This window comes from Pantoea sp. BR_17 (genome assembly GCF_041955125.1).
In the GTDB taxonomy this organism is placed as follows: Bacteria; Pseudomonadota; Gammaproteobacteria; order Enterobacterales; family Enterobacteriaceae; genus Pantoea; species Pantoea stewartii.
Genome location: NZ_JAVAXT010000010.1, coordinates 53590 through 80252, shown reverse-complemented (window position 1 = coordinate 80252; position 26663 = coordinate 53590). Strand labels below are relative to the sequence as shown.

Here is a 26663-nt window from a genome sequence, read left to right as displayed (position 1 = left end):
CTGTTACCGGTAACAGTGGCGCTAAGTGTAACACCATTACCGACAAATACTTAGTTTAAGGAAACAAAAAAGCACAATTTCATTAACATATAAGTTGTCAATGTCATGTTCAGAAACAACAGGCTACAGACAGATGGCCGTTAAGACGTTATAAAAGCGATTACACAACAGCGGAGTACCTATGTTTAAGTCTTTCTTTCCACGACCTGGGCCGTTTTTCAGTTCGGCCGCCATCTGGAGTTTACTGGCGATTTTTGCCTGGTTTGGCTTTGCCAGCGATTTACCGGCCCATTTCTGGCCTGCGTTTCAGGCCGCCATCAGGCAGCCCCTGCCCACGACGGTGATGCGCTTTATTGCGCCGGGTGAGTTATGGTTCTATGGCTATTACTGGCTGATGGTTGCCCTGTTCGCTCTTGCGTGGCGCATCATTGATAACCATCCCTGGCAGCGCTGGTCGGTCTGGGGCTCCGCGCTGATTATTTTTGTGACCTGGTTTGGCGTCCAGGTTGGCGTGGCCGTCAATGCCTGGTATGGCCCGTTCTACGATTTAATTCAAAAAGCGCTGACGAAAGCCGGTTCGGTACAGATTGCCGAATTTTATGCTCAGGTCATCGCCTTCCTGGGTATCGCGTTGATTGCGGTGGTCATTGGCGTGATGAATGCTTTTTTCATCAGCCACTGGGTATTCCGCTGGCGCACTGCGATGAATAATTACTATATGCATCACTGGCAGCGCCTGCGCCACGTTGAAGGCGCGGCACAGCGTGTGCAGGAAGATACCATGCGCTTTGCTACCACGCTGGAAGGCTGGGGCGTGAGTTTCATTCAGGCCATTATGACCCTGGTGGCGTTTTTACCCGTTCTGGTGGCGCTTTCACATCATGTAAAAAGTATCCCGATTCTGGGCAGCATCCCCTATGCGCTGGTGATCGCGGCGGTGTTGTGGTCACTCTTTGGTACGGCGCTGCTGGCGCTGGTGGGCATTAAGCTTCCCGGCCTGGAGTTCCGTAACCAGCGCGTTGAAGCGGCTTATCGTAAAGAGCTGGTTTACGGCGAAGATCACGCCGATCGCGCCACGCCGCCGACCGTAAAAGTGCTGTTCCACAATGTGCGGATTAACTATTTCCGTCTCTATTTTCACTATCTTTACTTCAATATCAGCCGCATCCTTTATCTGCAGGTGGATAACGTGTTCGGGCTGTTCCTGTTGTTCCCGTCTATTGTGGCCGGTGCCATTACGCTGGGCCTGCTGAACCAGATCACCAACGTGTTTGACCAGGTTCGGGGATCGTTCCAGTACCTCATTACCTCGTGGTCCACCCTGGTCGAGTTAATGTCGATCTATAAACGTCTGCGCAGTTTTGAACAGATTCTGGACGATGTGCCGCACGATGAAATGATGCACGACGCTTCTGAAGAGGTGTCATAACCTTTCTGGTCGCCTGGGGTAGTTGCCGCAGGCGACCAGCGGTCGATTCCGCATTGTCTCCCCCACTTTCCTTTTCCTTCTCCTGCCATTCATTGCGCATGATGCCGCGGTGTTGTCCGTTCAGGACGACATCCGCGCCCGGGTTATCGCCGGTACGCGCAGCGTTGAGGGATGATGGCGCGCATACAAGGGGCTTTTCTGGCAAAGGCTGAACGGTTAAGCGAACGATCTGTTGGTCAAAGAGACAGGCCCGATGGGGCAGAATGATGCCGGAAAGCGGAGTAGAGGCAGTAAAGTGACAGGTTCTGTTGCGCTAAAAACGGAGCCAGGACGCCATCAGGCGTCCTGTCAGCACAGACGTTCAAGGCTTATTTATACAACTCAGCCGTCATGTGCACACCGTTGTTGGTGTTCGCTTCGGTGATCTTATAGGAAGCACCAGCATCCTGCGCCTGAGCAGCAATTTTCGCTTCTGCGCTGTCCAGTGTTGAGCCGGTCGCCGTCACAGTTTGTGCAAAAGCCGCAACAGGCAGAATAGTCAGGGCGATTAATGCAGCAAAAGTTTTGATAGTTTTCATGGTCAATTCCTCGGTCTTTTTCGTTTAGATAAGGCTACATGCCTTGTGTGAAAGCATAATAGGACGAATATCGCACAAGAAAAAGCAGAGGGTTTTGCTCATATCATTCAATAAAACTGAAAATGAAAAGCACGTTTAGCGCTGTTTAAACACGAAAGGTTAAATGACTACACCTTGCATAGCAGGCAGTATTAATGACTACCTGTGCGCCTGACGACTTTCGCCCAGCGCTATGCTGTTATGTCACAAGACGGCAAAGACAGGCGTTACGCCGTGATGCTCTGAGACGAGTCAGGCCGTGATGGGATGTTGGCTGAGGGTACGCAATTGGGCAGCAGAAGAGACGATTAGGACGGGAAAGCCTCTTAGCGATCATGCCGTACCAGACGGCATGATCACGGTTCGCACCCTGCGCGCGCGAAGAGCGTGATCACGCCGAATGGCACAACACCATCCGGTGGCAGGCCGGTCAAAACTTAGCGGAACACGCTGATCGCTTCCACCAGACGGTTAGCCTGATGGGTCATACGGCCCGACGCTTCTGCGCTTTCCTGAACGCGGGCGGCGTTTTGATGGGTAATATCGTCCAGATCTTCTACCGCCGTGCTGACTTCACTGAGCGCGGTCGCCTGTTCCGCCGTGGCCGCGCTGATTTGGGCAACGAGCGAAGTGACGTTCTGCACCTGCTGCACAATATCCTGCATGGTATGTCCCGCAGCACCGGCGTGCTCGTTGCCTGAACTGACCCGGCTGGCGCTGGTTTCCACCAGTGCTTTAATCTCGCTGGCGGCTTTTGCGCTGCGCTGTGCAAGGCTGCGTACTTCGCCAGCCACAACGGCGAAGCCTTTACCCTGCTCACCTGCGCGTGCCGCCTCAACGGCGGCGTTCAGCGCCAGAATATTGGTCTGGAACGCGATGCTGTCGATTACGCTGGTGATGCTGGCAATGCGTTCTGAGCTGTCGGCGATATCCGCCATCATGCTCATCATCTCTTTCATCACCTCGCCACCTTTGCTTGCCGCATCGCTGGTATTGACGGAGAGCGAACTCACCTCCTGGGCCGTTTGCGTATTACTCTTCACGGTGGCGGTCATTTCGTTCATGGTCGCGGCCGTTTGCTGCACGTTCGCTGCGGCCTGTTCGGTCCGGCGGCTCAGTTCATTGTTACTGCGGGCAATGGCGTCACTGGCGCTCAGCACGTTAATCGCCTGGCCACTCACATCGTCCACCAGCCAGCGGAACATCAGCCCTAGCTGCCCAATGGCGCGCAACGTCAGCCCCACCTCGTCAATGCGGTCCATCTGCTCCACCTGGTGACTGGCCCCGGTGGCCACGCGCAGTGCCTGTTTGCACATGCGCTCAACAGGACGGGAAATTTGCTGCTCCAGCCACAGGCTGGCAAGCAGCAACAGAACGGCCATGCCGCCCGCAAATCCGCTCAGCGCCAGCGGTGCCATTCCCAGCGCCCAGACGCCTGCGACGGACAGCGGCAATAAAGCCAGCAGCGCCGTACGAATGCGCCAGCGCAGTGGCAGCGTTTTTAAGATCGAGCCGAGGCGGCGCCAGCCGCTGCGCACAATTAATCCTTTGTGAAAGCGGCGGCCTTGCGCGCGACCTTCACGAAAATCACGGTAGAGCGCTTCACTGGCTTTCACATCCTGAGCGGATGGCTTCGTCCGCACCGACATATAACCCTGCACCTGACCGTTGCGCACCACCGGAATCGCGTTCGCCCGCACCCAGTAGTGATCCCCGTTTTTGCGGCGGTTTTTCACCAGCGCTGTCCAGGGTTCGCCCTGTTTTAACGTCGCCCACATATCGGCAAAAGCTTCGGGTGGCATATCCGGGTGACGCACCATATTGTGCGGCTGCCCTTTGACCTCATCAGATGAAAAGCCACTGGCTTCAACGAATGCATCATTGGCATAGGTGATATAGCTGTTGAGATCGGTCGTTGTCATCAGTGTGGCATGATCGTCATACACATATTCACGCTGAGAAACAGGTTGGTTGTTGCGCATAGGAGTCCTTGATAGTACCAGTCAGACTTGCACCAGAAGCATGGATGAAAGCACGTGAAAGGTAAGCTTTACCTTTTTTTATGTTTTCGGCAGTGGCGCATTTACACTTTAGTGCTACGCGTTAATTTATTGCATTAAAAAAGCCGCTCAGTAGCGGCTTCGTTTACTCACGGGAATTTTTAACCCATTACATTTTAACGATTTACTTTAACGCAACTGATTAGCGCGCAGCACTATCCCACCCGCGCCCGGCGCGTGACATCCGCAGTGAGACTAACGTCTTACCGTACCGCTTGACGGGTTAATAGCGCATTCCTTATGGATTCAGCTTAAATCGACATCCCGTAAGCCAAACCACCACGTCAGTACAAAGCCACTGACCCAGGCCACGATCAAACCGCCCAGGTACACGGCCATGCCAGCAAAAATGCCCTGATGCGAGGTCATTAACGGAAGCGTGACCAGACCCGAAGGACCAAATACCGTATTCATGCCGACCGGCAGCCCCAGCCAGGCCACCAGACCGATAAAAAATCCGCCCACTGCCCCGCCGCCGCAGGCCGTAATAAAGGGTCTGAGCCGCGGTAGCGTGACGCCATAAATCAGCGGTTCACCCACGCCCAGCAAGCCGGGCACGATGGCGCCTTTTATCTGGGTGCGCAACAACGCGCCTTTTTCCGCTTTACACCAGAGCGCCAGTGCGGCCCCCACCTGACCGGCACCGGCCATAGCCAGAACAGGGAACAGTGAATTAAATCCCTGGGTTTCCATCAGCGCAAAATAGACCGGAATAAACCCCTGATGAATGCCAAACATCACGGCGATCAAAAACAGCCCAGCCAGCAGGGCGCAGCCGAAGGGGTTGTTATTGAGGTGGATAAACAACCACGACATTCCCTTAAACAGCTCGCCGCCGAGCGGCATGATGAGCAGATAAGTCAGCGCGCCCGTGATTAATAAGGTTAACAGGGCGGTAAGAATCATATCCAGGTTATCCGGGATGACCTTGCGCAACTGCCTTTCCAGCCAGCCACCAAACATCGCGGCCAGCAGCACACCGATAATGTTGCCACGCGGATCGATAGCCAGACCAAAAAAGCTGTCCATGCCGCTGTAATAGCCGACCTTCGCATCGGGCACATAGCCCAGAAGAAACAGCGAGGCGATAATGGCCCCGTTTACGCCGGTGCCGCCAAAGGCTTTTTGCGCGTTATAGCCAATCAGGATGCTGAGAAAGGTGAATAACCCTTTACTGAACACTTTCATATAGGCCACGGTGTGCAGTAAGCCTGCAGGATGTGCGCCCGGCGTGCTGAGGTGCAGGCTTTGCTCAATCAGCGTGGCGAATCCCAGCAGTAAACCTGCGGCGATAAAGCCGGGGATGAGCGGTGTGAAAAGGGTGGCGAAACGTGCCAGAAACTGATGCACTGCGCGGGTCTGTCTGGCCTTTATCTGCTGTTTTTGTTGCGCAGCCACCTGTTGCAGATTCGATGCCCCCTGTGAAAGCAGCAAATGCATCCGTTCCGCCGCCGTTTGCGCCTTGCCGGGACCGAGCACGATCTGCAGTTGATCGTCACCCTTGATGACACCCAGCACGCCAGGCAAACCTTTCAGCCGGGCGATGTCAGCCTGATTCTGCTTCAGCGTCAGGCGTAAACGGGTCATACAATGGCCGCAAACGGCAATATTGTCTGCGCCGCCTGCTGCCTGCACGATAGCGTGCAGAAGTGCATCGGTCACGTCCGCCATCAGCGTGCTCCCGCAGCCTGTAGCGCCCGACGAATAAAGCCCTGATGTTGGGTCAGCAACGTTTTTGCCTCATCAGCACTCAGTTCCGCCAGCACCATGAGAATGGCGGTTTTGCAGTGCCCGCCGCAGGCCGCCAGGGCGGCACTGGCGCAGGCTTCATCACAATCAGTAGCCTGCATCACAATATTGACCTGGCGCTGTACCAGCTTCTGGTTCGTGGCTTCAACGTCCACCATCAGATTGCCGAAGACTTTGCCTGTACGAATCATCGCGCCGGTCGTCAGCATATTCAGGACCAGCTTCTGTGCGGTCCCCGCCTTCATGCGTGATGACCCCGTCACCACTTCAGGCCCGACCACGGGCGTCAGGGCAATATCGGCGACGTCGGCCATTTCGCTGTGCGGATTACAGGTCAGCGCAACCGTCGTCGCCCCACATTGCCGGGCGTAATCGAGCGCGCCCAGAACATAAGGCGTGCGTCCACTGGCGGCGATGCCCACCAGCACGTCCTGCTGGCTGAAGTGGATGTCTTTCAGATCCTGCGCGCCTTGCGCCACATTATCTTCAGCGTTTTCCACCGCCTGCAAAATGGCCTGATGGCCCCCGGCAATCAGGCCAGTTACCTGCTCACGCGGTGTGCCAAAAGTTGGTGGGCATTCACTTGCATCCAGGATCCCCAGGCGGCCGGAGGTGCCCGCGCCCACGTATATCAGTCGCCCACCGGCCTGAAAGGCGGCGCAGATAATATCCACAGCGCGGGCGATAGCCGGCACAATAGCCTCAACGGCCAGCGCAACTTTTTTATCTTCATCATTAATGACGCGAAGCATCGCTTCCGTGCTCATTTCGTCAATATTCAGGCTGGCCGGATTGCGCCCTTCCGTGACCATCTGACTGAGATCGATTTTCACGCTTGTTCTCCACAGGAATAATTTATTCTGGATATTTTTAACACAGCGAATGAAAAATTCATCCTTTCCAGCTGCTTTTTTGTGGCGCCGTGAGCGGTGCAGCCAGACAGAATAAAAAAAAGGCCCAACCATCGTTGAGCCTTTGATTTGCTAATCCGCATTAAGGCGCGGTTTGCGTCCGTAACTGCAATTCATACGCTTTCGCCTGCTCTGCATCGAACTGGTTTTCCCAGCGGGCAATCACCAGCACCGCCAGGGCGTTACCCACGACATTCAGCGCGGTACGGGCCATATCCATGATGCGGTCAACGCCAGCAATAAACGCCAGTCCTTCCAGCGGAATACCGACGCTGCCAAGCGTCGCCAGCAGGACGACAAACGAAACGCCTGGCACGCCTGCAATCCCTTTAGAGGTCACCATCAGCGTCAGCACCAGGATGATTTCATCAGTCAGTGACAGGTCGATACCGTACAGCTGCGCGATGAAAATCGCGGCGATACTTTGGTATAACGTTGAACCATCCAGGTTAAACGAGTAGCCGGTGGGCACGACGAAGCTGGTGATGGCTTTTGGCGCACCGTAAGCTTCCATCTTCTCCATGATGCGTGGCAGCACGGTTTCAGAACTGGAGGTCGAGTAGGACAGGATCAGCTCGTCTTTTAAAATGCGCATCAGCGTAGTAATGCGCAGTTTGCAGAAGCGTGCTACCGCCCCCAGCACCACAAACGCAAAGAACAGGATAGCGACATAGACCAGCAACACCAGCTTCGCGAGTGGCCACAGCGAGGCAAAACCAAAGTTAGCAATCGTCACGGCGATCAAAGCAAACACGCCTACTGGCGCGTAGCGCATGATCATATGCGTCACTTTAAACATGGTTTCAGACACGCCGCGGAACAGGTTGACCAGCGGATCGCGCTGTTCGGAGGGCAGGGCCGACAGCCCCAGACCAAACAGGACTGAGAAGAAAATAATCGGCAGCATTTCACCCTTCGCCATCGCGGCAAAGATGTTCTGCGGGATCAAAGAAAGGATCGTCGCAACCAGACTGTGCGTCCCTTCCTGTACCTGCGCCGTCGTGGCTTCATATTTAGAGATGTCCACCGTTGCCAGCGTAGACATATCAATGCCAGTGCCGGGCTTAAACACATTTGCCAGGGTAATCCCGACCACAATGGCAACGGTGGTAATCACTTCAAAGTACACAATGGTTTTGAGACCAATACGACCCAGCTTTTTCGCATCACCAACACCGGCTATACCGACAATCAGGGATGAAATCACGATAGGCACGACAATCATCTTTATCAGGTGAATAAAGATATCGCCCGCCGGGCTGAGAATATTATTGACTAACCATTCACGATCATCTGGCTGATTATGCAATACGGCACCCACGATGATGCCGAGCACCAGTGCTATCAGAATCTGCCACGCAAGGCTGATTTTAAAACCTTTCATAACGCGTAATTTCCTCAGTCAAAACCCGTTTCTCTCTACTGCGAAGGTGCAGAAGACAATACACACAGGGAAGTGAGCAAAAAGCCCGGTAAAGTAGAGGGTGTTTTAGACAGCGTCCCGCATTGCGATGCGATGATTTCTAAACCCATTTCAGACGCGGTCTGAGTTGATACCTGATTATCAGGGGCGAGATAAGTACCATTTTCGCTGCAGTAAATGCAACCCTTGGTGGCTTCGATTAAAACTTAACCATCTCTTAAGCATAAAATGCTGATGCGGCTATTTATTCCTAACCTGCTGTTATGAAAAGTAAACTTTCGATAAGTTTTCGCATAGCTATTCAGATTGTGGGCAAACGCTACGCGGTTCGTTCGCTGCTTTTTTAAACAGCGCAAGACACAAAATGTTGCAATCTAAATCCCTATCCTTTGCATGGCGTTAGCACGTTTTTCATTCTTTTGCGACGTTTTTATGTCAACAAGGTTAACGCGTGATCTATGGCGCAAAAAAGAAACAAATCTTGTTGCTCTGCTTCACTTAACTATTGATTGACATATGATTAACATCTTCAAGGAGAATCGCCATGAGCCAAAATCATAACTATCCTGTTCCAGAAAATATCGCAGCAACCGCGCTGATTACGGCCGAACAGTATCAGGCGATGTACCAGCAGTCTGTTACCGATCCAGAAACCTTCTGGGGGGAACAAGGTAAAATCCTCGACTGGATAAAACCTTACAGCAAAGTCAAAAACACCTCATTTGCGCCAGGCAATATTTCAATTCGTTGGTATGAAGACGGCACGCTCAATCTGGCCGCCAACTGCCTGGATCGCCATCTGGCTACCCGGGGCGATCATCCCGCCATTATCTGGGAAGGCGACGATGCCAGTGAAAGCAAAATCCTGACCTTCCGTCAGCTGCATGCTGATGTGTGCCGCTTTGCCAATGTGCTGGAACTGCTTGGCGTTAAAAAAGGCGACGTCGTGGCGATTTATATGCCCATGGTGCCCGAGGCCGCCGTCGCGATGCTGGCCTGTGCTCGCATCGGGGCGGTGCACTCCGTCATTTTCGGCGGCTTCTCACCGGAAGCCGTCGCGGGCCGGGTGATCGACTCCAGCGCATCATTGATTGTGACAGCCGACGAAGGCGTACGTGCGGGCCGCACGATTCCACTGAAGAAAAATGTGGATGATGCATTAAAAAATCCCAATGTGAACAGCGTGAAAAACGTGGTGGTCTTTCAACGTACCGGCAAAGATGTCGGCTGGGTTGAAGGACGCGATCGGCACTGGCATGAGCTGATGCAGAACGCCAGCACCAACCACTCTGCCGCCGAAATGCAGGCCGAAGATCCACTGTTTATTCTCTACACCTCCGGTTCAACCGGTAAGCCTAAAGGCGTACTGCATACCACGGGTGGCTATCTGGTTTACGCCGCCACGACCTTTAAATTTGTCTTTGATTATCATCAGGATGACGTTTACTGGTGTACGGCGGACGTGGGCTGGGTCACCGGCCACAGCTATCTGCTCTATGGTCCCCTGGCCTGTGGGGCCACGACGCTGATGTTTGAAGGCGTGCCAAACTGGCCGACGCCAGCGCGCATGGGCCAGGTGATTGATAAGCATAAGGTGACCCTGTTGTATACCGCGCCTACCGCTATCCGCGCGCTGATGGCGGAAGGGGATAAAGCGATTGAGGGCACCGACCGTAGCAGCCTGCGTATCATGGGTTCAGTGGGCGAGCCCATTAACCCGGAAGCCTGGGAGTGGTATCACAAAAAAATCGGCAACAGCCGGTGTCCGATTGTCGATACCTGGTGGCAGACAGAGACCGGCGGTTTCATGATTACGCCGTTGCCGGGTGCCACCGTGCTGAAACCCGGCTCGGCGACCACACCGTTCTTCGGCGTCCAGCCTGCCCTGGTGGATAACGAAGGCAATCCTCAGGACGGCGCCTGTGAAGGTAATCTGGTGATCACGGATTCCTGGCCAGGTCAGGCGCGTACGCTGTTTGGCGATCATGAACGTTTCGAGCAGACCTACTTTTCGACCTTTAAAAATGCCTATTTCAGCGGCGATGGCGCGCGACGTGATGAGGACGGCTACTACTGGATTACTGGCCGTGTGGATGACGTACTGAACGTGTCTGGGCACCGCCTGGGCACCGCCGAGATCGAATCCGCGCTGGTGTCGCATCCGAAAATTGCCGAAGCGGCCGTGGTAGGTATTCCGCACAGCATTAAGGGCCAGGCTATTTATGCCTATATCACCCTGAATCACGGGGAAGAGCCCTCACCGGAGCTTTATACCGAGGTCCGTAACTGGGTGCGTAAAGAGATTGGCCCGATTGCCACGCCTGATGTACTGCACTGGACGGATTCGCTGCCAAAAACCCGTTCCGGCAAAATCATGCGCCGTATTCTGCGCAAGATTGCCGCAGGCGATACCAGTAATTTAGGCGATACCTCCACGCTGGCCGATCCTGGCGTCGTTGAGAAACTGCTTGAAGAGAAACAATCCATCACCCTGCCGTAATACCACGCCGGCGGAAAGCATCAGGCTTTCCGCCACCGCTTCCCTACGTAGTGTGTTTCTGTAGTCACAAAAAATATAACGCATTCACGCCGTTGCGTGAGGTCCACGCCTGCAAGCTTCTGGAGATAATGTGATGAACGATGCCCTGCCCGAACAGGAAAGAATCTACCAACAAATTGAAAAAAATCCGCGCTTTCAGGAGTTGGTCCATAAGCGCCAGTCCTTTGCCCTGCTGCTGTCGCTAATCATGCTGGTGCTCTATGTCGGCTTTATTCTGCTGATTGCGTTTGCTCCCGGCTGGTTAGGTACGCCGCTGCATGCCGGTACCAACGTGACGCGCGGTATTCCGATTGGCGTGGGCCTGATCGTTATCTCCTTTTTACTGACCGGCGTGTATGTCTGGCACGCCAATGGCGAGTTTGATCGCCTGACAAAGGCTATCCTCCGCGAGGTAAAACCATGATGCGTCTTATGCTGTGGATGCTGGCCGCCCTCCTGCCCTTTTCCGCCCTGGCCGCCGATGCGATTACCGGGGCGGTACAGAAGCAGGCCGTTAATTATCAGGCCATTGTGATGTTTGTCATTTTTGTCGGTGCGACGCTGAGTATTACTTACTGGGCGTCAAAGCGAACCCGCTCGCGTAGCGATTATTATACGGCGGGCGGCAATATTACCGGCTTCCAGAATGGGCTGGCGATGGCCGGTGACTTTATGTCTGCCGCCTCCTTTCTGGGGATTTCTGCGCTGGTTTATACCTCGGGTTATGACGGCTTAATCTATTCGCTCGGTTTTCTGGTCGGCTGGCCGATGATCCTGTTCCTGATTGCTGAACGTCTGCGTAACCTGGGCCGGTATACCTTTGCCGATGTTGCCTCTTACCGCCTCAAACAAAAGCCCATTCGCACCCTGTCCGCCTGCGGCTCACTGGTGGTGGTTGCGCTTTACCTGATTGCGCAGATGGTCGGTGCCGGTAAGCTGATTCAGTTACTGTTTGGTCTGAACTATCATATCGCCGTCATTCTGGTGGGCATTTTGATGGTGCTGTACGTGCTGTTTGGCGGGATGCTGGCGACGACCTGGGTCCAGATCATCAAAGCCGTTCTGCTGCTGTTCGGTGCCTCATTTATGGCGATTATGGTGATGAAAAGTACCGGCTTCAGCTTTAATACGTTGTTCACTGAGGCGATGGCAGTGCATCCGAAAGGGGCGGCCATTATGCAGCCTGGCGGGCTGGTTAAAGACCCGATATCTGCCCTGTCGCTGGGGCTGGGGCTGATGTTTGGAACGGCGGGCTTACCGCATATCCTGATGCGTTTCTTTACCGTCGCCGATGCGAAAGAGGCGCGTAAAAGCGTTTTCTGGGCCACCGGCTTTATGGGTTACTTCTATTTCCTGACCTTTATCATCGGATTCGGTGCCATTTTACTGGTCGGAGCTAACCCGGCCTTTAAAGATGCTTCGGGTGCGCTGATCGGCGGCACCAACATGGCGGCAGTGCATCTGGCTAACGCCGTGGGCGGCAGTACCTTCCTGGGCTTTATTTCCGCCGTCGCTTTCGCCACGATTCTGGCGGTGGTGGCGGGCCTGACCCTGGCTGGCGCGTCGGCGGTGTCGCATGATTTGTACGCCAGCGTTTACCGTAAAGGCCAGGCCAGCGAGCGCGACGAACTGCGGGTATCGAAAATTACGGTGCTGGTGCTTGGCGCAGTAGCCATCGCGCTGGGCATTCTGTTTGAGAAGCAGAACATCGCGTTTATGGTGGGACTGGCCTTCTCGATCGCGGCCAGCTGTAACTTCCCGATTATCCTGCTGTCCATGTACTGGTCAAAGCTCACCACACGAGGTGCTATGGTGGGCGGCTGGCTGGGGCTGATCACGGCAGTGGTGCTGATGATCCTGGGCCCCACGGTCTGGGTACAGGTGCTGGGACATGCTTCCCCCATTTACCCTTATGAATATCCGGCGCTGTTCTCCATTGCCATCGCCTTTATTGGCACCTGGCTGTTTTCCATTACCGACCATTCACCGCAGGGCGCAGAAGAACGCTCCCGTTTCCGGGCACAGTTTATTCGTTCCCAGACGGGTTCAGGTATTGAGCAGGGTAAAGCACACTAATCTGTAGTGCCTGCAATAAAAAAAGGGCAGCCACCGCCAGGTCGCTGCCCTTTTTCTCAGACCGCTGTCAGAAACGCAGTGACGCGCCGACGTACGGACCGTCGACCAGTACGTTATCTTTACGGCCACCTTTGTTATTCAGCTCGATATACTGATAACCGACGCGCAGGTTAAGCAGAGAAACAGGCGTGAAGCTCACACCACCGCTTGCCTCCTGGTAGCTGTCCAGGTGGTCAGTCAGGCCTTCTGGTGCGTAATAGTACTGACCGAATAAGCCCCACATGCTATTGATGTTGTACTGCGCGCTGCCGCCCAGCGCCACCGCAAATCCGTCTTTCCCGTCTTCAGGATGGGTAAAAATCGCCTTTGCGGTTGGCGCCAGGCGCAAATCGCCAACATCAACGTTGTAACCCAGTCCTGCACCGTAGGTGCTTCCGTCATGATCGCTACGTAACCAGTTGCCATTCAGGAACAGGCCCGGTGACGTGGTGCCCAGTCCGAGATTGAGATTCGTACTGTGCTCGCCCACATCCACGCTGCCTTCGATAGCCTGCGCAGCGCCGCTCAGCAACATAACGCTCAGCGCGCTTCCTGTGACAAGTTGTTTAAACATGATTCTACTCCATGAGGGGTCCAATAATTCCGCCTCAAGGGTAGCAGTCTGAAACGAGGTGACAACTTTATTTGGAAAGCTTTACGTAAAAAGTGATGTCATTCATGACAATCATGTCTGTCAGCTGGCCAGTGACGGCGGGCACCGTTGTGCCGTCTGCCGCCTTACTGTGCCCACATAATGTGCCCGATTAACGGTGCCAGAATCACCGTAACCACGCCGGATAACATCATCACCAGGCTGGACACGACGCCTTCCTGTTGGCCCAGCTGGTAAGCCCGCGCGGTGCCCGCACCGTGGGAGGCGGCCCCAAATCCAGCCCCTTTCGCCACGCTTTGCTGGATAGCAATGCGTAAAAACAGGACGTCGCCGACCGCCATGCCAAATACGCCAGTAATGACCACAAACAGCGCCACCAGATCGGGCTGTGCGCCCATGGGTTTGGCGGCCGCCAGGGCAAAAGGCGTGGTAATGGAGCGCACCGCCAGGCTGCGTTGCAGGCTTTCGGGCAAACTCAGCAAACGCGCCAGCCACACCGAGCTGCACACCGATACCGTGGTGGCGGTCAGCACACCGGCGCTGAGCGATAACCAGTGGCGTTTTATCACGTCCATGTTTTCGTACACGGGCACTGCAAAGGCCAGCGTGGCGGGCCCCAACAGCCAAAGCAACCAGTGACTTTCGGCAATGTAGTTTTGCCAGCTGATATGGGTGACCAGCAACAGCAGCACCAGAATCATGGGCGTCATGATCAACGGCATCAGCAGCAGCGTTGGCCAGCGTCGATACAGCCGTTTATTCACGTAGTAGATCACTAACGTGGCGGCCGCGCACAGGAGGCTGATCGGCAAATCAGGCATCGTTGTTCTTCTTACGCGCCGCGCGCGCCACTTCAAACCGATAAAGCCAGTCCACAACCAGCGCCGTTGCCGCCAGCACCAGCGTGGTACTGACCGCAATCACCAGAAAAATTCGCCAGCCGTCCACCTGCAGCAGGTCCGCGTAGTTGATGACCGCAACCACCGCCGGGATAAAAAACAGTAGCATCTCTGCCAGCAACCAGCTTGACCCGGCCTTTACCCAGCGCAGGGGTAAAATACGCAGCGCGATAAGCAACAGCAGCAGGAGCATGCCTACCACGTTGGCTGGCAGCGGCAAGTGCAGCCAGTTCACCAACTGTTCGCTGGCGATAAACAGCGAGATGTAGAGCGCCAGTTGTACCGGCACGCTCAGCCGGTTTATGTGGCTGACGTTCAGGCGACGCAAGGCCAGTGCCATTTGTCTTTCCCCTCTGGAATGAATGCGTCCAGTATAGATTTGCTGCATGGGGTGAAAGAAATGAATTAAAATTATCCAAATCATGCCAAAAGGGAATAGTTATGGACGTTCGCGCCCTGCGTTACTTTACCGAGGTCGTCCGCCAACAAAGCTTTACCCGGGCTGCACAGGCGTTGTTCGTGACGCAGCCGACAATCAGCAAAATGGTGCGCCAGTTAGAAGAGGAACTGGGCTGTGCCTTACTTCTGCGTGATGGTCGCCGCCTGCATCTGACGGACAGCGGTCAGGCGGTCTACCAACGCGGTCTGGCGATTCTGCAACAGTTTCATCAGCTTGAGGCAGAGATAGGCGATATTAACGATCTGAAAACCGGCCAGTTGCGCCTCGGTATTCCCCCAATGGTGGGCATGCAGATTGCCGGTTCCGTCTCCGCGTTTCGCCGCCGCTATCCGGGCGTGGAACTCAACATTGCTGAATTTGGCGGGCTGACGGTGCAGGAAGCCGTGCTGGCCGGAACACTGGATATCGCCCTGACGGCGCTCCCGGTCGATCCCGAACTGCCCCTCGCCACCTTATCCCTTATGCGCCATCCGCTCTGTGTGTTGCTGCCGCGTAAGGCGCCCTGGCTACGTCGCACCCGGCTTTCACTCTCTGAGCTGGCGGCGCATCCGCTGCTTATCTTTAACGAAGAATTTTCACTGAACCGGCAGTTGATGCAGGCGTTTCAGCGTCAGGGAATAACGCCCACGATTGCCGTCCGAAGCGGGCAGTGGGATTTTCTGGCCGCCATGGTTCAGGCAGAGATGGGCCTGGCCATTCTGCCGGAACCTATTTGTCAGCGTTTAGATAAGCAGTCGTTACTGTGGCTGCCGCTGGCGTCTGAACTTCAGTGGCATCTGGGGCTGATTTGGCGGGAAGGAAGTTATCTGTCGCGCAGTGCGCAGGCCTGGATCGCCTGTTGCCGGGCCCACTGGCCCGATGATGCACCCCGCCTGTCTGTCTGATGCCCCGCCTGCTCACCGCCGCACGGCGAAGCAGGCTGGGCCCGAAAGCGGCGGCGAGTTACGCCTCTTTCTCGATCAACAGCGCTTCCAGCAGATCCAGATCGTGCAGCAATTTTTGCATGGTCTCGTTCGAAATCGCCTTGGTGGCACGCAGGTGATAGACCTCCGCACGCTCGGCACGGAGCGCGGTCAGACGGAAGCGGCGCTCCAGATTTTCGGCAAACAGGGCATGTTCAAGGTCATTTTTGCCCTCGGCGCGACGGCGCAGATTCCCGGTCACGCGCAGGCTTACCTCTTTTAACAGCTCTGGATCGATGTTTTCATCGGTTTCTTTTTCGAGCCTGGCTTCCATTTTTTGCAGACTCTCAATCGCCGCCCCCGCCATTACCGCCTTCGCATGCTGTATTTCATGGCGATGCGCATTTTTATCCAGTGTTTCGACGCCGCGCAGCAGGACGGGCAGAATAATGACGCCGACCAGCAGGGAGAACAGAATCACCCCGGTCGCGATAAACACCAGTTCGTAACGGGCCGGGAAAGGATTGCCGTTGCTCAGAAACAGCGGGATCGACAGCACACCGGCCAGCGTAATCGCACCGCGCACGCCCGCAAAGGAGGCGATTAACAGTTCACGCAGTGAGTACGAGGAGAACACTAACGGCTTGTTTTTCAGCAACCGTTTACTGAAGCGCTGCATGATCCACAACCAGCCGAAGCGCACCACCATTAACGCCGCATAGACCAGCACGATATCGGCAAAAATCATCCAGATATCCACATTGGGATCCGCATTGGCTTCGGCGATGGATTTTTGCAGGATAGAGGGCAGTTGCAGGCCCAGCATCAGGAACACCATGCCGTTAAACACAAATTCCAGCATATGCCAGACGCTGTTGGCGCGCAGGCGCATCGTCAGCGGTGCCTGACGAATAATGCCAGAGCGCGTAATCGTCATCCCGGCCGCGACGGCGGCTAAGATCCCGGATACGCCGAGGTGCTCAGCAATCAGATAAGAGGCGAAAGGCAGCAGTAACAGCAGAACAATTTGTGTGGCTGCGTCATCACTGCCGCTCCAGCGGTTCAGCACACGTAGCGACTTCCCGTAAAGCCAGCAGACCGCAACCCCAGCCACCAGGCCGCCCAGCGCCACCTTGAGGAACTCTACGCTGGCACCGCCCCAGCTAAATACCATGGTGCCCATCGCGACCGCGACGGCGAACTTCAGTGAAACCAGGCCAGAGGCATCGTTCATCAAGGCTTCGCCCTGCAGAATCGCCATGATTTTCTTAGGAATGCGGCCTTCACCGACGATACCAGAAAGGGCCACGGCATCGGTGGGTGAGAGCACGGCGGCCAGCGCAAACGCAGGGATAAGCGGAATGCCCGGCACGGTCCAGTAAATCAGGTAGCCGATACCGACGACGGTGATCAACACCAGTACCAGCGCCAGGCCAAGGATTTCCCGGCCATAGTGCAGAAACTCGCTGACCGGTGTTTTCCAGCCGTCGGCAAAGAGCAGCGGCGGAATAAACAGGACGAGGAATAATTCCGGGTCAAAATCCACATGCAGCCCAAACGTGGGCCAAGCCAGCAGCGCACCAACGGCAATTTGCACCAGCGGCAGCGGGATTTGAAAAGGCAAGATACGCGCGGCGACCCCAGAGAGCGACACCACCAACGTCATGATCAAAATAGTAAAAAAGATTTCCATGCTTTCCTTAGGCGGGTTGTTATCTTTGAATCAACGTGAAGATAAAGTGTAAAACAAACTGGCAAGCGCGGAAAAAGCTACGTGTGCTTCGGTGAGGAAAAAGCGGAAAATTCCGGACGCGCGGCTGCACGTCCGGTCAGACAGTCAGATCGCCCAGCCTCCGGCATAAAAAGCCACCAGCGCAACGGCAATCACGACCGTGCCAATATTTAACTTACGCCATTCACCGGCAAACAGTCGGCCAACCACAAGGGTGGCAAAACCGATCATGATGCCGGTAACAATGTTACAGGTCAGGACAATAATGACTGCGGTGAGCAGGCCCGACATCGCATCGACAAAGTCGGCGAAGTCAATTTTAGCGACGTTGCTCAGCATCAGCAGGCCGACATACATCAGGGCGGGTGCCGTCGCATAAGTTGGTACCAGATAAGCCAGCGGAGACATAAACAGAATCACCAGAAACAGCAGACCCACGACGATTGCCGTCAGGCCGGTTTTACCGCCTGCCGCCGTACCGGCCGCCGATTCAATATATACCGCGGCAGGCGATGCGCCCACCAGTCCGGCAAACAGGCTGCTCAGCGAATCCGTGGTCAGTGCCCGTCCGCCGTTAATAATCTGCCCGTCTTTATCGAGTAAATTGGCCTGCCCGGCCACGGCGCGAATCGTGCCGGTCGCATCAAATACCGCCGTCATCACTAACGCCAGTACGGTGGGCAAGACGGCAGGCTGCAACGCGCCCATAATGTCGAGGCTGAAAAACAGCGATGTCCCCTGCGCATCACGCAGGCTCGGCAGCGCAAACAGCCCTTGCCAGCGGACGGCGGGATCGAAGGCCAGGCCGAGAGCAGAGATCACGATGACCGTCAGCAAAATACCGCCAGGCACCCGGCGCTTCTCCAGACCAAAAATCGCCGCCAGCCCCAGCAAAGACATGAGGACGGGGAAGGAGGTAAAGTGCCCCAACGCCACCGGTAAACCTGAGCCAGGGTTTCTGACCACCAGCCCCACGTTGTCAGCGGCAATCAGCAGTAAAAACAGGCCAATCCCGATGCCCGTACCGTGTGCGACGCCCATCGGCAAATTACGTAAGATCCAGGCCCGAATCCCGGTGGTGGAAATCAGCGTAAACAGCAGCCCCATGAGGAACACAGCGCCAAGCGCGACCGGCACGCTGATGTGCTGACCCAGTACAAGACTGAACGCTGTAAAGGCCGTCAACGAGATTGCACAGCCAATCGCCATGGGTAAATTGGCCCACAGTCCTATCAGGATTGACCCGAAGCTTGCCACCAGGCAGGTGGCAACAAACACCGCCGTAGGAGAGAACCCCGCTTTACCCAGCATACCGGGGACCACGATCACCGAATAGACCATGGCAAGAAAGGTCGTCAGCCCGGCCAGGATTTCCTGTCGCACGCTGCTGCCACGGGCCGAAATGGCGAACCAGGCATCCAGTCTTCCACTGGTCGGGCGTGATTCAATTGACATAGTTAAGCCTCAAAAATTTTTATTGTGTAATTCACGCGGTCACCGTTCTGCATTCCCTGAATATGTCTTTACCCACGGGCAACCGACAAAAGGCAAACGTTTACTTCGCCACGCAGAACGGGTGTAACAAGCACCACCAGACTGAAGGGGGCAGATTATCCGGTCTTTAACCGCCGCTTTTCAACCGTTCAGAGGGAATTACTGCGTATAAAGATCAGGTTAGTAACATCAGGAACGTGCTGGAAACCTGCCAGTAACATTCTTGCTGGCAGCGTGGCTGGTCGATGAAGGAGGATGTTGGTGGAAGAGAGACGACGCCGGACGGCGTCATCAGAGCGCATCGCCTCAGCCCGGCAGAGTGAGTTCACCGCCCTGTTGAATGGCCCGTTGCCATGCGGCGCGCTGCTGAACGGTGGTTAACCATTTTTGCGTGGCGGGCGCATTGTGCAAGCCGGCGCGCTGGCTCAGCGCCAGAACAGGAAAGCTCATTTGCACATCGGCGATGCTGAATCGTTGACCGGCAAACCAGGGATTGGCCGAGAGATGATCTTCGATCATTTGCCTGTGGACGTGGAGCTGTTTGTCCAGCCAGGCTTTTTGTACGCCTTTCCCCAGCGCGGCACCCACGGGACGCAGCAACCAGGGCACGGGCGCGCTGCCCAGCCGGCCAAACACCAGCTTCATGACCAGCAGCGGCATCAGGGAACCTTCAGCGTAATGTAACCAGTAACGCGCCTGGAGGCGCGCCTCTTCGTCGGTAAGCTGTAATCGCTTCTCGCTGTCGTACTTTTCTTCGAGGTATTCCAGTATGGCCCCGGACTCCGCCACCACCCGATTGCCATCTGTGATAACCGGCGATTTGCCTAAGGGATGCACTTTTTTCAGTGCTTCCGGTGCCAGCATGGAGGCTTCACGCTGATAACGTTTAACCTGATAAGGCACTTCCAGCTCTTCCAGCATCCACAGCACGCGGTGCGAACGAGATTGTTCCAGATGGTGAATAGTAATCATCATGATTCCCTGCGAATGAATATGCAGACAGTATAGACGTCACTTCACCTTGTGCAGAGAACCATCCTGCTCGGGATCCAGCAGGACCGCACCTGATCCCTGCTGTCCCAGCCGATCGCCGGGGTTACGGAGCGGACAGTCACGCATGGATAAACAGCCGCAGCCAATGCAGCCATCCAGGTCGTTACGCAGGCGCGTCAGGGTTTCGATGCGCTTATCCAGTTCATCCCGCCAGTGCTGCGTCAGATTGCCCCAGTCCTGCGCAGACATGCGTTTATCCGCAGGCATGTTTTCCAGACTGTCGCTGACGCTGGCGAGCGGAATGCCGATGCGCTGGGCGATTTTAATGATCGCCACACGGCGCAGGACATCACGGCTGTAGCGCCGCTGATTGCCGGGATTGCGCGTGCTGGAAATCAGCCCTTTGCTTTCATAAAAATGCAGCGCTGATACGGCCACGCCGCTTCGCCGCGCGACTTCCCCCGGTGTCAGCACCGGTTTTGGATAATTGCGATCTTTTTTCATCTGGCACTTTACCTCAAGTTAACTTGAGGAATTATAATCCTTTCCCATCAGAACAACACCCGCCCTGACGACGTCACGCCCCCTGCAGGCTGATTATCAGCCTCACAAACTGCGGCATGCACGGTGACGGGGACATTCACCAGAAGGATGAGGCCATGATACAAGAAGAGATCATTCATTCACTGACCCACTGGATTGACCAGAACCTGGATAAAAGCCTGTCAATCGATGAGGTGGCCGCGAAGTCCGGTTATTCGAAATGGCACCTGCAACGTATGTTCCGTAGCGTAACGAAACAGACGTTGGGTGGTTATATCCGCGAACGCCGGCTGACGCTGGCCGCAGAAGCGCTGCGTCAGACGCAGCGTCCGGTATTCGATATTGCGATGCAGTATGGCTACGATTCGCAGCAGACCTTCTCACGGGTCTTTCGCCGCCAGTTTTCCCAGACGCCTACGGCGTATCGTCACTATATGCGTCGCCAGGCGGTTCAGCGTCCACGCCTGCTGAGCTTTGACTGTGGGGAAACGATGAGCAGCTTTACGCAGCGTACAACGGGTGAATGTTGTCCGCTTAATTAACAGCCCGCGTGCGCCCGATCGGGCGCACGGCTTTATCCCTCTTTTTTACCCTTCCGCTGGCTTGACACTGCGCTGACAAATCAAACAAATTCTGTACAAAAATTGAGAACCAGATGATATAATGTGACCCACATCACATTATGACGTTTGTTGCCGACGAAAGAGCCCCACCTGACAGACTTTTCCGCCGACGTGATGTTCGCAGACAGTCAGGCGTCCTTTCCGATTTTGAGGTCAAAATTGATGGCTACCCTAACCACCAGTTTTCTTGTTATGCGCTGGGAATTGCTGAGCGCTGTAATGATGTTTTTCGCCAGTACACTGAAAACCCGCCTTCGCCAGGACAGCCATCATGTCATGGCCTTTCTCTGTGGCGGCGTGGGCGTTGGTCTGTCGTGCTGGTTTGTGACCGGTTTAATGGGCATCACGCTAAGCATGGAAAACGTGCACCATTTTTTGAGCGTCTCTAAAGAAGTGTTCATTGACATGATGAGCCGTGCGCCTGCGAACTGGCCAATGCCCTGAATGACCAATAAAAAACCCCGCAAAGCGGGGTTTTTTATATTGCTGTGTAAAGTCAAATTTTCTTCAACATGACAGGAATGGCGACATCCTGTACGTCAACGTCCGGTCTCTGCGTTCCGCGACGTTCCTGAATCCACATTTCACCCATCATCTTGTCTAAGCCACGATCCAGTCCGGTTACCATGCCTGCGCCAGGCGTAAACGTCAGTTCACCAAAATAGATGTGCTGGTCGTGGATATACCAGTCGACTCGCACGTAGTCAAAGTCACTGGCCAGCGTTTTGCTCAGGGCAAGTGCCCGCTCCAGTGAGGGCATGATCGGGGAAACATCCAGGCCGGTATCGCGAATTTTATGGTAAGCCTCGGAGAGGTTATTAACGTAAAAATTCATCGAAAGCTGAGGCTGACAGCGGTTGTAGATGACCTGAAGAACATACTCAAAATTGCCATCGCGCTTATTGAACATATGAAACTTGTAATCAACCGGCGCGCTTTTACCGTCACCAATATACTGCTCAACCAGAATACGTGGCTTGATATAGCGATAGTGGATCTCACGCGCTTCGTTGGCGAAATCGGTTTTTAACCACGAATAGCAGTTATGAATGATTTGCTGCTTACGAAGCGCATCCGGTTCTTCCAGCACGATCTCTACCATGTTTGAAGCATGATTCGGTTTGATAACCGTGCCCTGCCAGCGCGTAAGATCATTCAACGTGGTGGGATCGGTGGTGTCGTGGAGCAACGGAATCAGATAGTCATTACCAATCTTTTCCGCAATATAGTCGCGCACCGAATACTTATCGGACAGGCGCGCATACAGCTGGTAATCACCATGGATAAACTTGCGATACAGCACTTTTTCGTTGAAGACCTTGGGCTCACGCAGATTCGGGAGCTTTCTGAACTTGCGGAAGTAATAAATACGATCCTGATAAGTCCAGGGCATCTTCTTAATAAAGTACTGCAAACTTCTTCTGAGCTCTTGCTTCAACCTGAGCATATTTGACCTCATTTGTAGGTTTTGTAGTTAAGTGAGGAAACCTGAATTTTTTGAATCACGCCGCGTTTAAAGAAGTAATTCATGACGGTGAGGGACAGGAGCTCAGACAGAAAAACGCTCCAGGCGGCCCCCATGATGCCGTAGCCCTGAATTAGCCACCAGGAAAGCGGGATGCTGATGAGCACCAGACAAATGATTTTCTTCAGTAAATAATCAAAGCCCCCTTCTTTCACCATAAAACGGTACGCGACGGTTCCCATTGCCGAAAAACTGGTCGCCAGGGATAACAGCGTGATGAGGTTGCCTGACTGCCTGTAGGCCGGGCCATATAACGCCACAATAATGTGCTCACCCCACAACGCGACGATAAACAACATCAACAGCGACACGGCCATCACGTAGCCATTGAGCCGGGCCGTCAGCCTGACGGCTTCGTCTCCACGCGCACGAAAAATCTCGCTGAAACAGGAGGTAATCAGCGCCACGGGAATAAAAATCCAGGACGCGGCAATCGTATTGGCAGCAGCGAATAAACCCAGCTCGCGCGCCGAGGCGATGCCGGCCAAAAACATCTGCGCGGTTTTGACCTGGACAGAAATAAAAATGCTGGAAATGGCCAATGGCAAGCCCGCATACAGCAGATAACGCAAATACAGGGTGCGTGTTTCCCGCGGGGGAAATTGCTCCTGATGCTGTTGGTAAAAGCAGTAGCGTTTAATGACATACGGCACCAGCGTTACCGTGATAACTGACAATGTCAGCCACAGCGGATTCAGGCGTAGCCAGGCAATAGTGAAACTCAACGCAAAACTCACCAGCATGCCGACGGCATTCGCCACGGTATTCAGCTTTGATGCCAGACGTGCATTGTTATAAACGCTAAACGTATCCTGCGTGACAAAAACAGAGGCAACAAATGAAGCCAGCGCAAATGCCAGGAAATTTTCCTGCATGTTGTACCAGACCCAAATTAACACTGGTGCCGAGGTAATAAGTAATAAAACCATACGCAAAGTACGTGCAATACGCATTAAGCGCAAACCTTTGGTGGCATTTTTGCTGACACGTTTAAACAAAATAGTTTCAGTGCCAAATAGGGCTATGGTTTGCACCATGGCAAATAACGATGTTGAAAACGCCATCTGCCCAAATAGGGTTGGGCCAAAGGATTTAGCCACGTAAGACGTCACGAAAATGACGCCAAAGACGGAGATAATCTTTTCAGACATCATCCAGGCGGCATTAGACATTACGCTAAATTTCATCGACTGTTCCTTAGTAATACTCAACATCTACCGCTTCGGCACGCCCATCCGTGGGCGAATTAATAAGCGCTTAAATTTCAAAGCGAAATGATAATCATCAAGCCAACCCGGCTCGAAAATGAGAATCCGATTATATTTTAATGAAAGAATTCAGGAGAATTCTGATTATATCTGGCACGAATGCCGACTACTGGAAACGATTTCAAAATGAAATCATTAATGTTAACAAAAACCGTCATTCCTGAATAAAACGGATGCGGAGGCGTCAACCAGCCAAATTACAGTCATTTTTTATCTTTGGGGTGCGATGAATTTATATCAAAAAACCCATACCAGGAAGGCGCGGCATCCCGATCAGAATAAAATAAGATTTATCCCATGATGATATTTATTCTAAATATCTTAATTTAACCCACGTAATTTAACGTCCGTATTTAAACACGGCATTCCACACACTTTTACAGTACCAAAGGTTAATAAAGTAATCCTCATCCATTAATTGATAAGAAAGGTAAGAGCATTTATGAGAAAGTCACGATATAGCGAAGATCAAATCACAAATGCCATTAAAGCTTCTGAATCGGGCGTTAAGGTTAAAGAGATTTGTGAAGAGCTTGGCATCTCTGAGGCAACCTTCTATAGCTGGAAGAAGAAGTTTTCTGGGTTAGCCTCGGAAGAAGGCAGAAAAATCAAGGAGCTGGAAGAAAAGGTTCAGTTACTGACGCGCGAACTGCATGCACTTCATTCCGATAAGGAGATGCTGCAAAGCGTTCTGAAGAACTTCTTTACTACGCACGAGAAGCGTCAGGCCGTCAACTTCCTGCAGGACACATTCGATGTCGGCACGCGCCGCAGCTGCCGTTTGCTGGATATTAGCCGTAGTGTTTACCATTACCCAACGGGATCAGAAAACCGTTAATACTGAGAGCATTGCTTTTGATAGCTACCTCGCTGAGATTTGTTCTTACCAGAAGAGATGAAGAGCATTTAACAGGACATTAGGATGGCGCGCCTCGCCCAGTCCGTAATTAATGAATGGATTTGCGGTTACGCTTCCTTTTTTGCGGTAAAATTGATTTACAACAGCAAAAGTCTCTCAATCTACACCACTTTTATCCCCCCAGTCTCATTTCGGTGAGACTGGACCTTCCTTTTTTTTCATTAGCTCGTCTAAAAGGAACTGCCGCTGTTCCACTTTTTCGTTTAATCCCAGTAATCATATTTTGATTTCTCCGTACATTTCCTTAGCACCGACTGGTCCTGAGAAATGTTTTGCCGATCGTCGGATTATGCGTAATCGCATAAAAAGATAAAAATGGCCCAGAATAATCTCAGATTAACAGTTTATTGATACTTAACACTTTCATCCGGTAGCACACAATTGATAACTATTTCTGCCTGCTATTGATGTCTGCTGTTAAACAGTAAATATAAGCGAAGCGCAGTCTGATTCTGCTGAAATTAAGGCTGCCTGAAGTAAAAGGTGGTTTCTGATAAGGATTTCTCTTAGCCAAACGGTATGTTTTCACCGTTTTTTAAACATAAAAGCTGGGTGCGGGTTAGCGCTTTACCTTCATCTGTCCGCTTTTTGAGGAATAAACGCGCTTTACCCGGCCGTTTTCTGGCTATTTATTGAACAATATGTGCGATTATCTTGCTGTTAATGGGGCGGAAGCCGCCTGCGTGGATAAATACGGCATGGCTGAGCGGCCGTTTTGAGGAAGATTTAAACCCGGCAGATTACCGAGGCGGCTTTATTTCGCCGTTTTACACCTCGGTATAATCCGAAAAAGCGTGAATATCACTCCCAGTAATTATTCATTATCCGGGACGTTCAGATGATTTCCTGTTCAGGGCGGTCACGCGGGGTTGTGGCTTGATGCGCATCGCCCAAATCACGCCAACGATCAGGCAAACAATACCGATCATTGTCAGAACAGGTGGCCAGTGTTGATACCAGATAAACGTCCATAGCAAGCCAAAGAGAATCTCAAAGACGATGAGTGGCCCCATCAATACGGTAGGCAGTCGCTGGCTGGCCGCATTCCAGCATAACGTTCCGGCCCATGAGCACAGCAGGCCAATCGTCAGCATTAATGCAATAAACACCAAAGGCCGGGGGCCGAAAGGCAGCGCAAAATCAGGCTGTTGCCACGCCAGCTGTATGCTGACCAGCGCATACATGATAAGTGCCAGCGGTAAGGTCACAATGCCCTGCGCGGTGGCCCAGGTCGCGGCCTTGAGCTGAGGATGGTTGCGTAACCAGCGCGCATTGCGCAACGGATACCAGGTCCAGCACACCACCGCCATCACCGCCAGGGCAATGCCGGTCAGATAACGCTGGCCGTTGAGCGTTGCCCCCTGGAGTTGCCATTCCGCCGCATTAACACAAACCAGGCCTGCGCCCGTCACCAGCAGTGCCGGGATAAGCCGTCGCCATGAGAGCCGTCCTTCAAGATGGCCATAACAGAGGTTTGCAGTAACGGCGATGACAATCGGTAAGGTACCAATGATCATCGTGGAGACCGGAGCCCCCGTTCGCTGAATCGCATTGGCGAGAAACGCGTAATAGAAGAGATTGCCAACCAGCGACAGCTTTAATGCCTCCCGCCAGTGGGCGGCACTCAGTTGGCGCAGTCGGAAACGATCGTGCCAGGCAAGCGGCAACGCAACCAGGCCAAACGCGACATAGCGTCCGGCTGACTGCAACGCGCCCGGATAATCCGGGACGATGACCGGTCCAACAAAAATCAGCCCCCACATCATGCCTGCGGCAAGGGCAAACATTATTCCTGTCAACATGGCTTTTTCCTGTCTGTCTTTTTGCTTCAGTGTGAACCAAACAGGTA

23 protein-coding genes are annotated in these 26663 nt (G+C 53.7%); 8 read left to right on the top strand and 15 right to left on the bottom strand.

The window, feature by feature from the left end; all coding sequences use genetic code 11:
* Nucleotides 1–181: 181 nt before the first annotated feature.
* The gene (sbmA, locus tag RAC60_RS15800) at nucleotides 182–1429 is read left to right on the top strand and encodes a peptide antibiotic transporter SbmA (RefSeq protein ID WP_033739005.1); all 1248 of its coding nucleotides are present in this window, start codon (nucleotides 182–184) and stop codon (nucleotides 1427–1429) included.
* A 368-nt stretch (nucleotides 1430–1797) separates the two neighbouring features.
* Here sbmA and RAC60_RS15795 read toward each other — a convergent pair whose 3' ends face one another.
* From RAC60_RS15795 to gltP, 5 genes are all read right to left on the bottom strand, one after another.
* Nucleotides 1798–2007, bottom strand: coding sequence for a DUF1471 domain-containing protein (locus tag RAC60_RS15795; protein ID WP_033739003.1), 210 nt, complete (start codon nucleotides 2005–2007; stop codon nucleotides 1798–1800).
* Nucleotides 2008–2483: 476 nt separating this feature from the next.
* A complete protein-coding gene (locus tag RAC60_RS15790) occupies nucleotides 2484–4028 on the bottom strand; it encodes a PAS domain-containing methyl-accepting chemotaxis protein (protein ID WP_054688415.1) in 1545 nt (514 codons plus the stop codon).
* A gap of 324 nt (nucleotides 4029–4352) precedes the next feature.
* On the bottom strand, nucleotides 4353–5777 hold the full coding sequence (gene murP / locus RAC60_RS15785) for a PTS N-acetylmuramic acid transporter subunit IIBC (RefSeq protein ID WP_058702339.1): 1425 nt from the start codon (nucleotides 5775–5777) through the stop codon (nucleotides 4353–4355).
* Nucleotides 5777–6688: an N-acetylmuramic acid 6-phosphate etherase gene (murQ, locus tag RAC60_RS15780; protein ID WP_058702401.1), complete on the bottom strand. Its 912-nt coding sequence runs from the start codon at nucleotides 6686–6688 to the stop codon at nucleotides 5777–5779. The genes murP and murQ overlap by 1 nt, the downstream gene beginning before the upstream one ends.
* A gap of 160 nt (nucleotides 6689–6848) precedes the next feature.
* Complete coding sequence (gene gltP / locus RAC60_RS15775; protein WP_006121589.1) at nucleotides 6849–8150, bottom strand: glutamate/aspartate:proton symporter GltP; 1302 nt, start codon at nucleotides 8148–8150, stop codon at nucleotides 6849–6851.
* 583 nt (nucleotides 8151–8733) lie between these two features.
* Between gltP and acs the strand changes: the two genes are divergently transcribed.
* The 3 genes from acs (at nucleotide 8734) to actP (ending at nucleotide 12804) form a co-directional block, all read left to right on the top strand.
* Nucleotides 8734–10689 (top strand): acetate--CoA ligase, encoded by a 1956-nt coding sequence (gene acs, locus RAC60_RS15770; RefSeq protein ID WP_006121587.1) that lies wholly within the window; start codon nucleotides 8734–8736, stop codon nucleotides 10687–10689.
* 133 nt (nucleotides 10690–10822) lie between these two features.
* Nucleotides 10823–11152, top strand: coding sequence for a DUF485 domain-containing protein (locus RAC60_RS15765; protein ID WP_375093996.1), 330 nt, complete (start codon nucleotides 10823–10825; stop codon nucleotides 11150–11152).
* Nucleotides 11149–12804 carry a cation/acetate symporter ActP gene (actP, locus tag RAC60_RS15760; RefSeq protein ID WP_369974375.1) on the top strand — a complete coding sequence of 552 codons (1656 nt, stop codon included), beginning with the start codon at nucleotides 11149–11151 and terminating at the stop codon, nucleotides 12802–12804. Before RAC60_RS15765 ends, actP begins: the two co-directional genes overlap by 4 nt.
* A gap of 67 nt (nucleotides 12805–12871) precedes the next feature.
* On the opposite strand, the gene RAC60_RS15755 is transcribed toward actP, so the two are convergent.
* The 3 genes from RAC60_RS15755 to RAC60_RS15745 form a co-directional block, all read right to left on the bottom strand.
* The gene (locus RAC60_RS15755) at nucleotides 12872–13417 is read right to left on the bottom strand and encodes a YfaZ family outer membrane protein (RefSeq protein WP_006121584.1); all 546 of its coding nucleotides are present in this window, start codon (nucleotides 13415–13417) and stop codon (nucleotides 12872–12874) included.
* A gap of 164 nt (nucleotides 13418–13581) precedes the next feature.
* Nucleotides 13582–14277 (bottom strand): LrgB family protein, encoded by a 696-nt coding sequence (locus RAC60_RS15750; RefSeq protein WP_033738999.1) that lies wholly within the window; start codon nucleotides 14275–14277, stop codon nucleotides 13582–13584.
* The gene (locus tag RAC60_RS15745) at nucleotides 14270–14695 is read right to left on the bottom strand and encodes a CidA/LrgA family protein (RefSeq protein ID WP_375093995.1); all 426 of its coding nucleotides are present in this window, start codon (nucleotides 14693–14695) and stop codon (nucleotides 14270–14272) included. Before RAC60_RS15745 ends, RAC60_RS15750 begins: the two co-directional genes overlap by 8 nt.
* Before the next feature lie 101 nt (nucleotides 14696–14796).
* Between RAC60_RS15745 and RAC60_RS15740 the strand changes: the two genes are divergently transcribed.
* Nucleotides 14797–15699 (top strand): LysR family transcriptional regulator, encoded by a 903-nt coding sequence (locus RAC60_RS15740; RefSeq protein ID WP_375093994.1) that lies wholly within the window; start codon nucleotides 14797–14799, stop codon nucleotides 15697–15699.
* 58 nt (nucleotides 15700–15757) lie between these two features.
* On the opposite strand, the gene RAC60_RS15735 is transcribed toward RAC60_RS15740, so the two are convergent.
* The 4 genes from RAC60_RS15735 to soxR form a co-directional block, all read right to left on the bottom strand.
* Nucleotides 15758–17410, bottom strand: coding sequence for a Na+/H+ antiporter (locus RAC60_RS15735; protein ID WP_033738994.1), 1653 nt, complete (start codon nucleotides 17408–17410; stop codon nucleotides 15758–15760).
* Nucleotides 17411–17554: 144 nt separating this feature from the next.
* A complete protein-coding gene (locus RAC60_RS15730) occupies nucleotides 17555–18904 on the bottom strand; it encodes an NCS2 family permease (RefSeq protein WP_033738992.1) in 1350 nt (449 codons plus the stop codon).
* A gap of 345 nt (nucleotides 18905–19249) precedes the next feature.
* Nucleotides 19250–19915, bottom strand: coding sequence for a glutathione S-transferase family protein (locus tag RAC60_RS15725; RefSeq protein WP_375094039.1), 666 nt, complete (start codon nucleotides 19913–19915; stop codon nucleotides 19250–19252).
* A 39-nt stretch (nucleotides 19916–19954) separates the two neighbouring features.
* Complete coding sequence (gene soxR / locus RAC60_RS15720) at nucleotides 19955–20440, bottom strand: redox-sensitive transcriptional activator SoxR (protein ID WP_006121571.1); 486 nt, start codon at nucleotides 20438–20440, stop codon at nucleotides 19955–19957.
* A 155-nt stretch (nucleotides 20441–20595) separates the two neighbouring features.
* Between soxR and soxS the strand changes: the two genes are divergently transcribed.
* Nucleotides 20596–21021, top strand: a complete 426-nt coding sequence (soxS, locus tag RAC60_RS15715) for a superoxide response transcriptional regulator SoxS (protein ID WP_006121570.1) — start codon at nucleotides 20596–20598, stop codon at nucleotides 21019–21021.
* 243 nt (nucleotides 21022–21264) lie between these two features.
* Nucleotides 21265–21546 carry a YjcB family protein gene (locus RAC60_RS15710; RefSeq protein ID WP_006121568.1) on the top strand — a complete coding sequence of 94 codons (282 nt, stop codon included), beginning with the start codon at nucleotides 21265–21267 and terminating at the stop codon, nucleotides 21544–21546.
* Nucleotides 21547–21598: 52 nt separating this feature from the next.
* On the opposite strand, the gene RAC60_RS15705 is transcribed toward RAC60_RS15710, so the two are convergent.
* Together RAC60_RS15705 and RAC60_RS15700 are read right to left on the bottom strand one after the other, a co-directional pair.
* Nucleotides 21599–22549, bottom strand: coding sequence for an ATP-grasp fold amidoligase family protein (locus RAC60_RS15705; RefSeq protein WP_039339061.1), 951 nt, complete (start codon nucleotides 22547–22549; stop codon nucleotides 21599–21601).
* A gap of 8 nt (nucleotides 22550–22557) precedes the next feature.
* Nucleotides 22558–23814 carry an oligosaccharide flippase family protein gene (locus RAC60_RS15700; RefSeq protein ID WP_033738990.1) on the bottom strand — a complete coding sequence of 419 codons (1257 nt, stop codon included), beginning with the start codon at nucleotides 23812–23814 and terminating at the stop codon, nucleotides 22558–22560.
* 523 nt (nucleotides 23815–24337) lie between these two features.
* Here RAC60_RS15700 and RAC60_RS15695 point away from each other — a divergent pair.
* A complete protein-coding gene (locus RAC60_RS15695) occupies nucleotides 24338–24733 on the top strand; it encodes a transposase (protein ID WP_033738988.1) in 396 nt (131 codons plus the stop codon).
* Between the two features lie 902 nt (nucleotides 24734–25635).
* Here the strand turns inward: RAC60_RS15695 and RAC60_RS15690 are convergent.
* Nucleotides 25636–26616, bottom strand: coding sequence for a DMT family transporter (locus tag RAC60_RS15690; RefSeq protein WP_039339063.1), 981 nt, complete (start codon nucleotides 26614–26616; stop codon nucleotides 25636–25638).
* Nucleotides 26617–26663 lie beyond the last annotated feature (47 nt).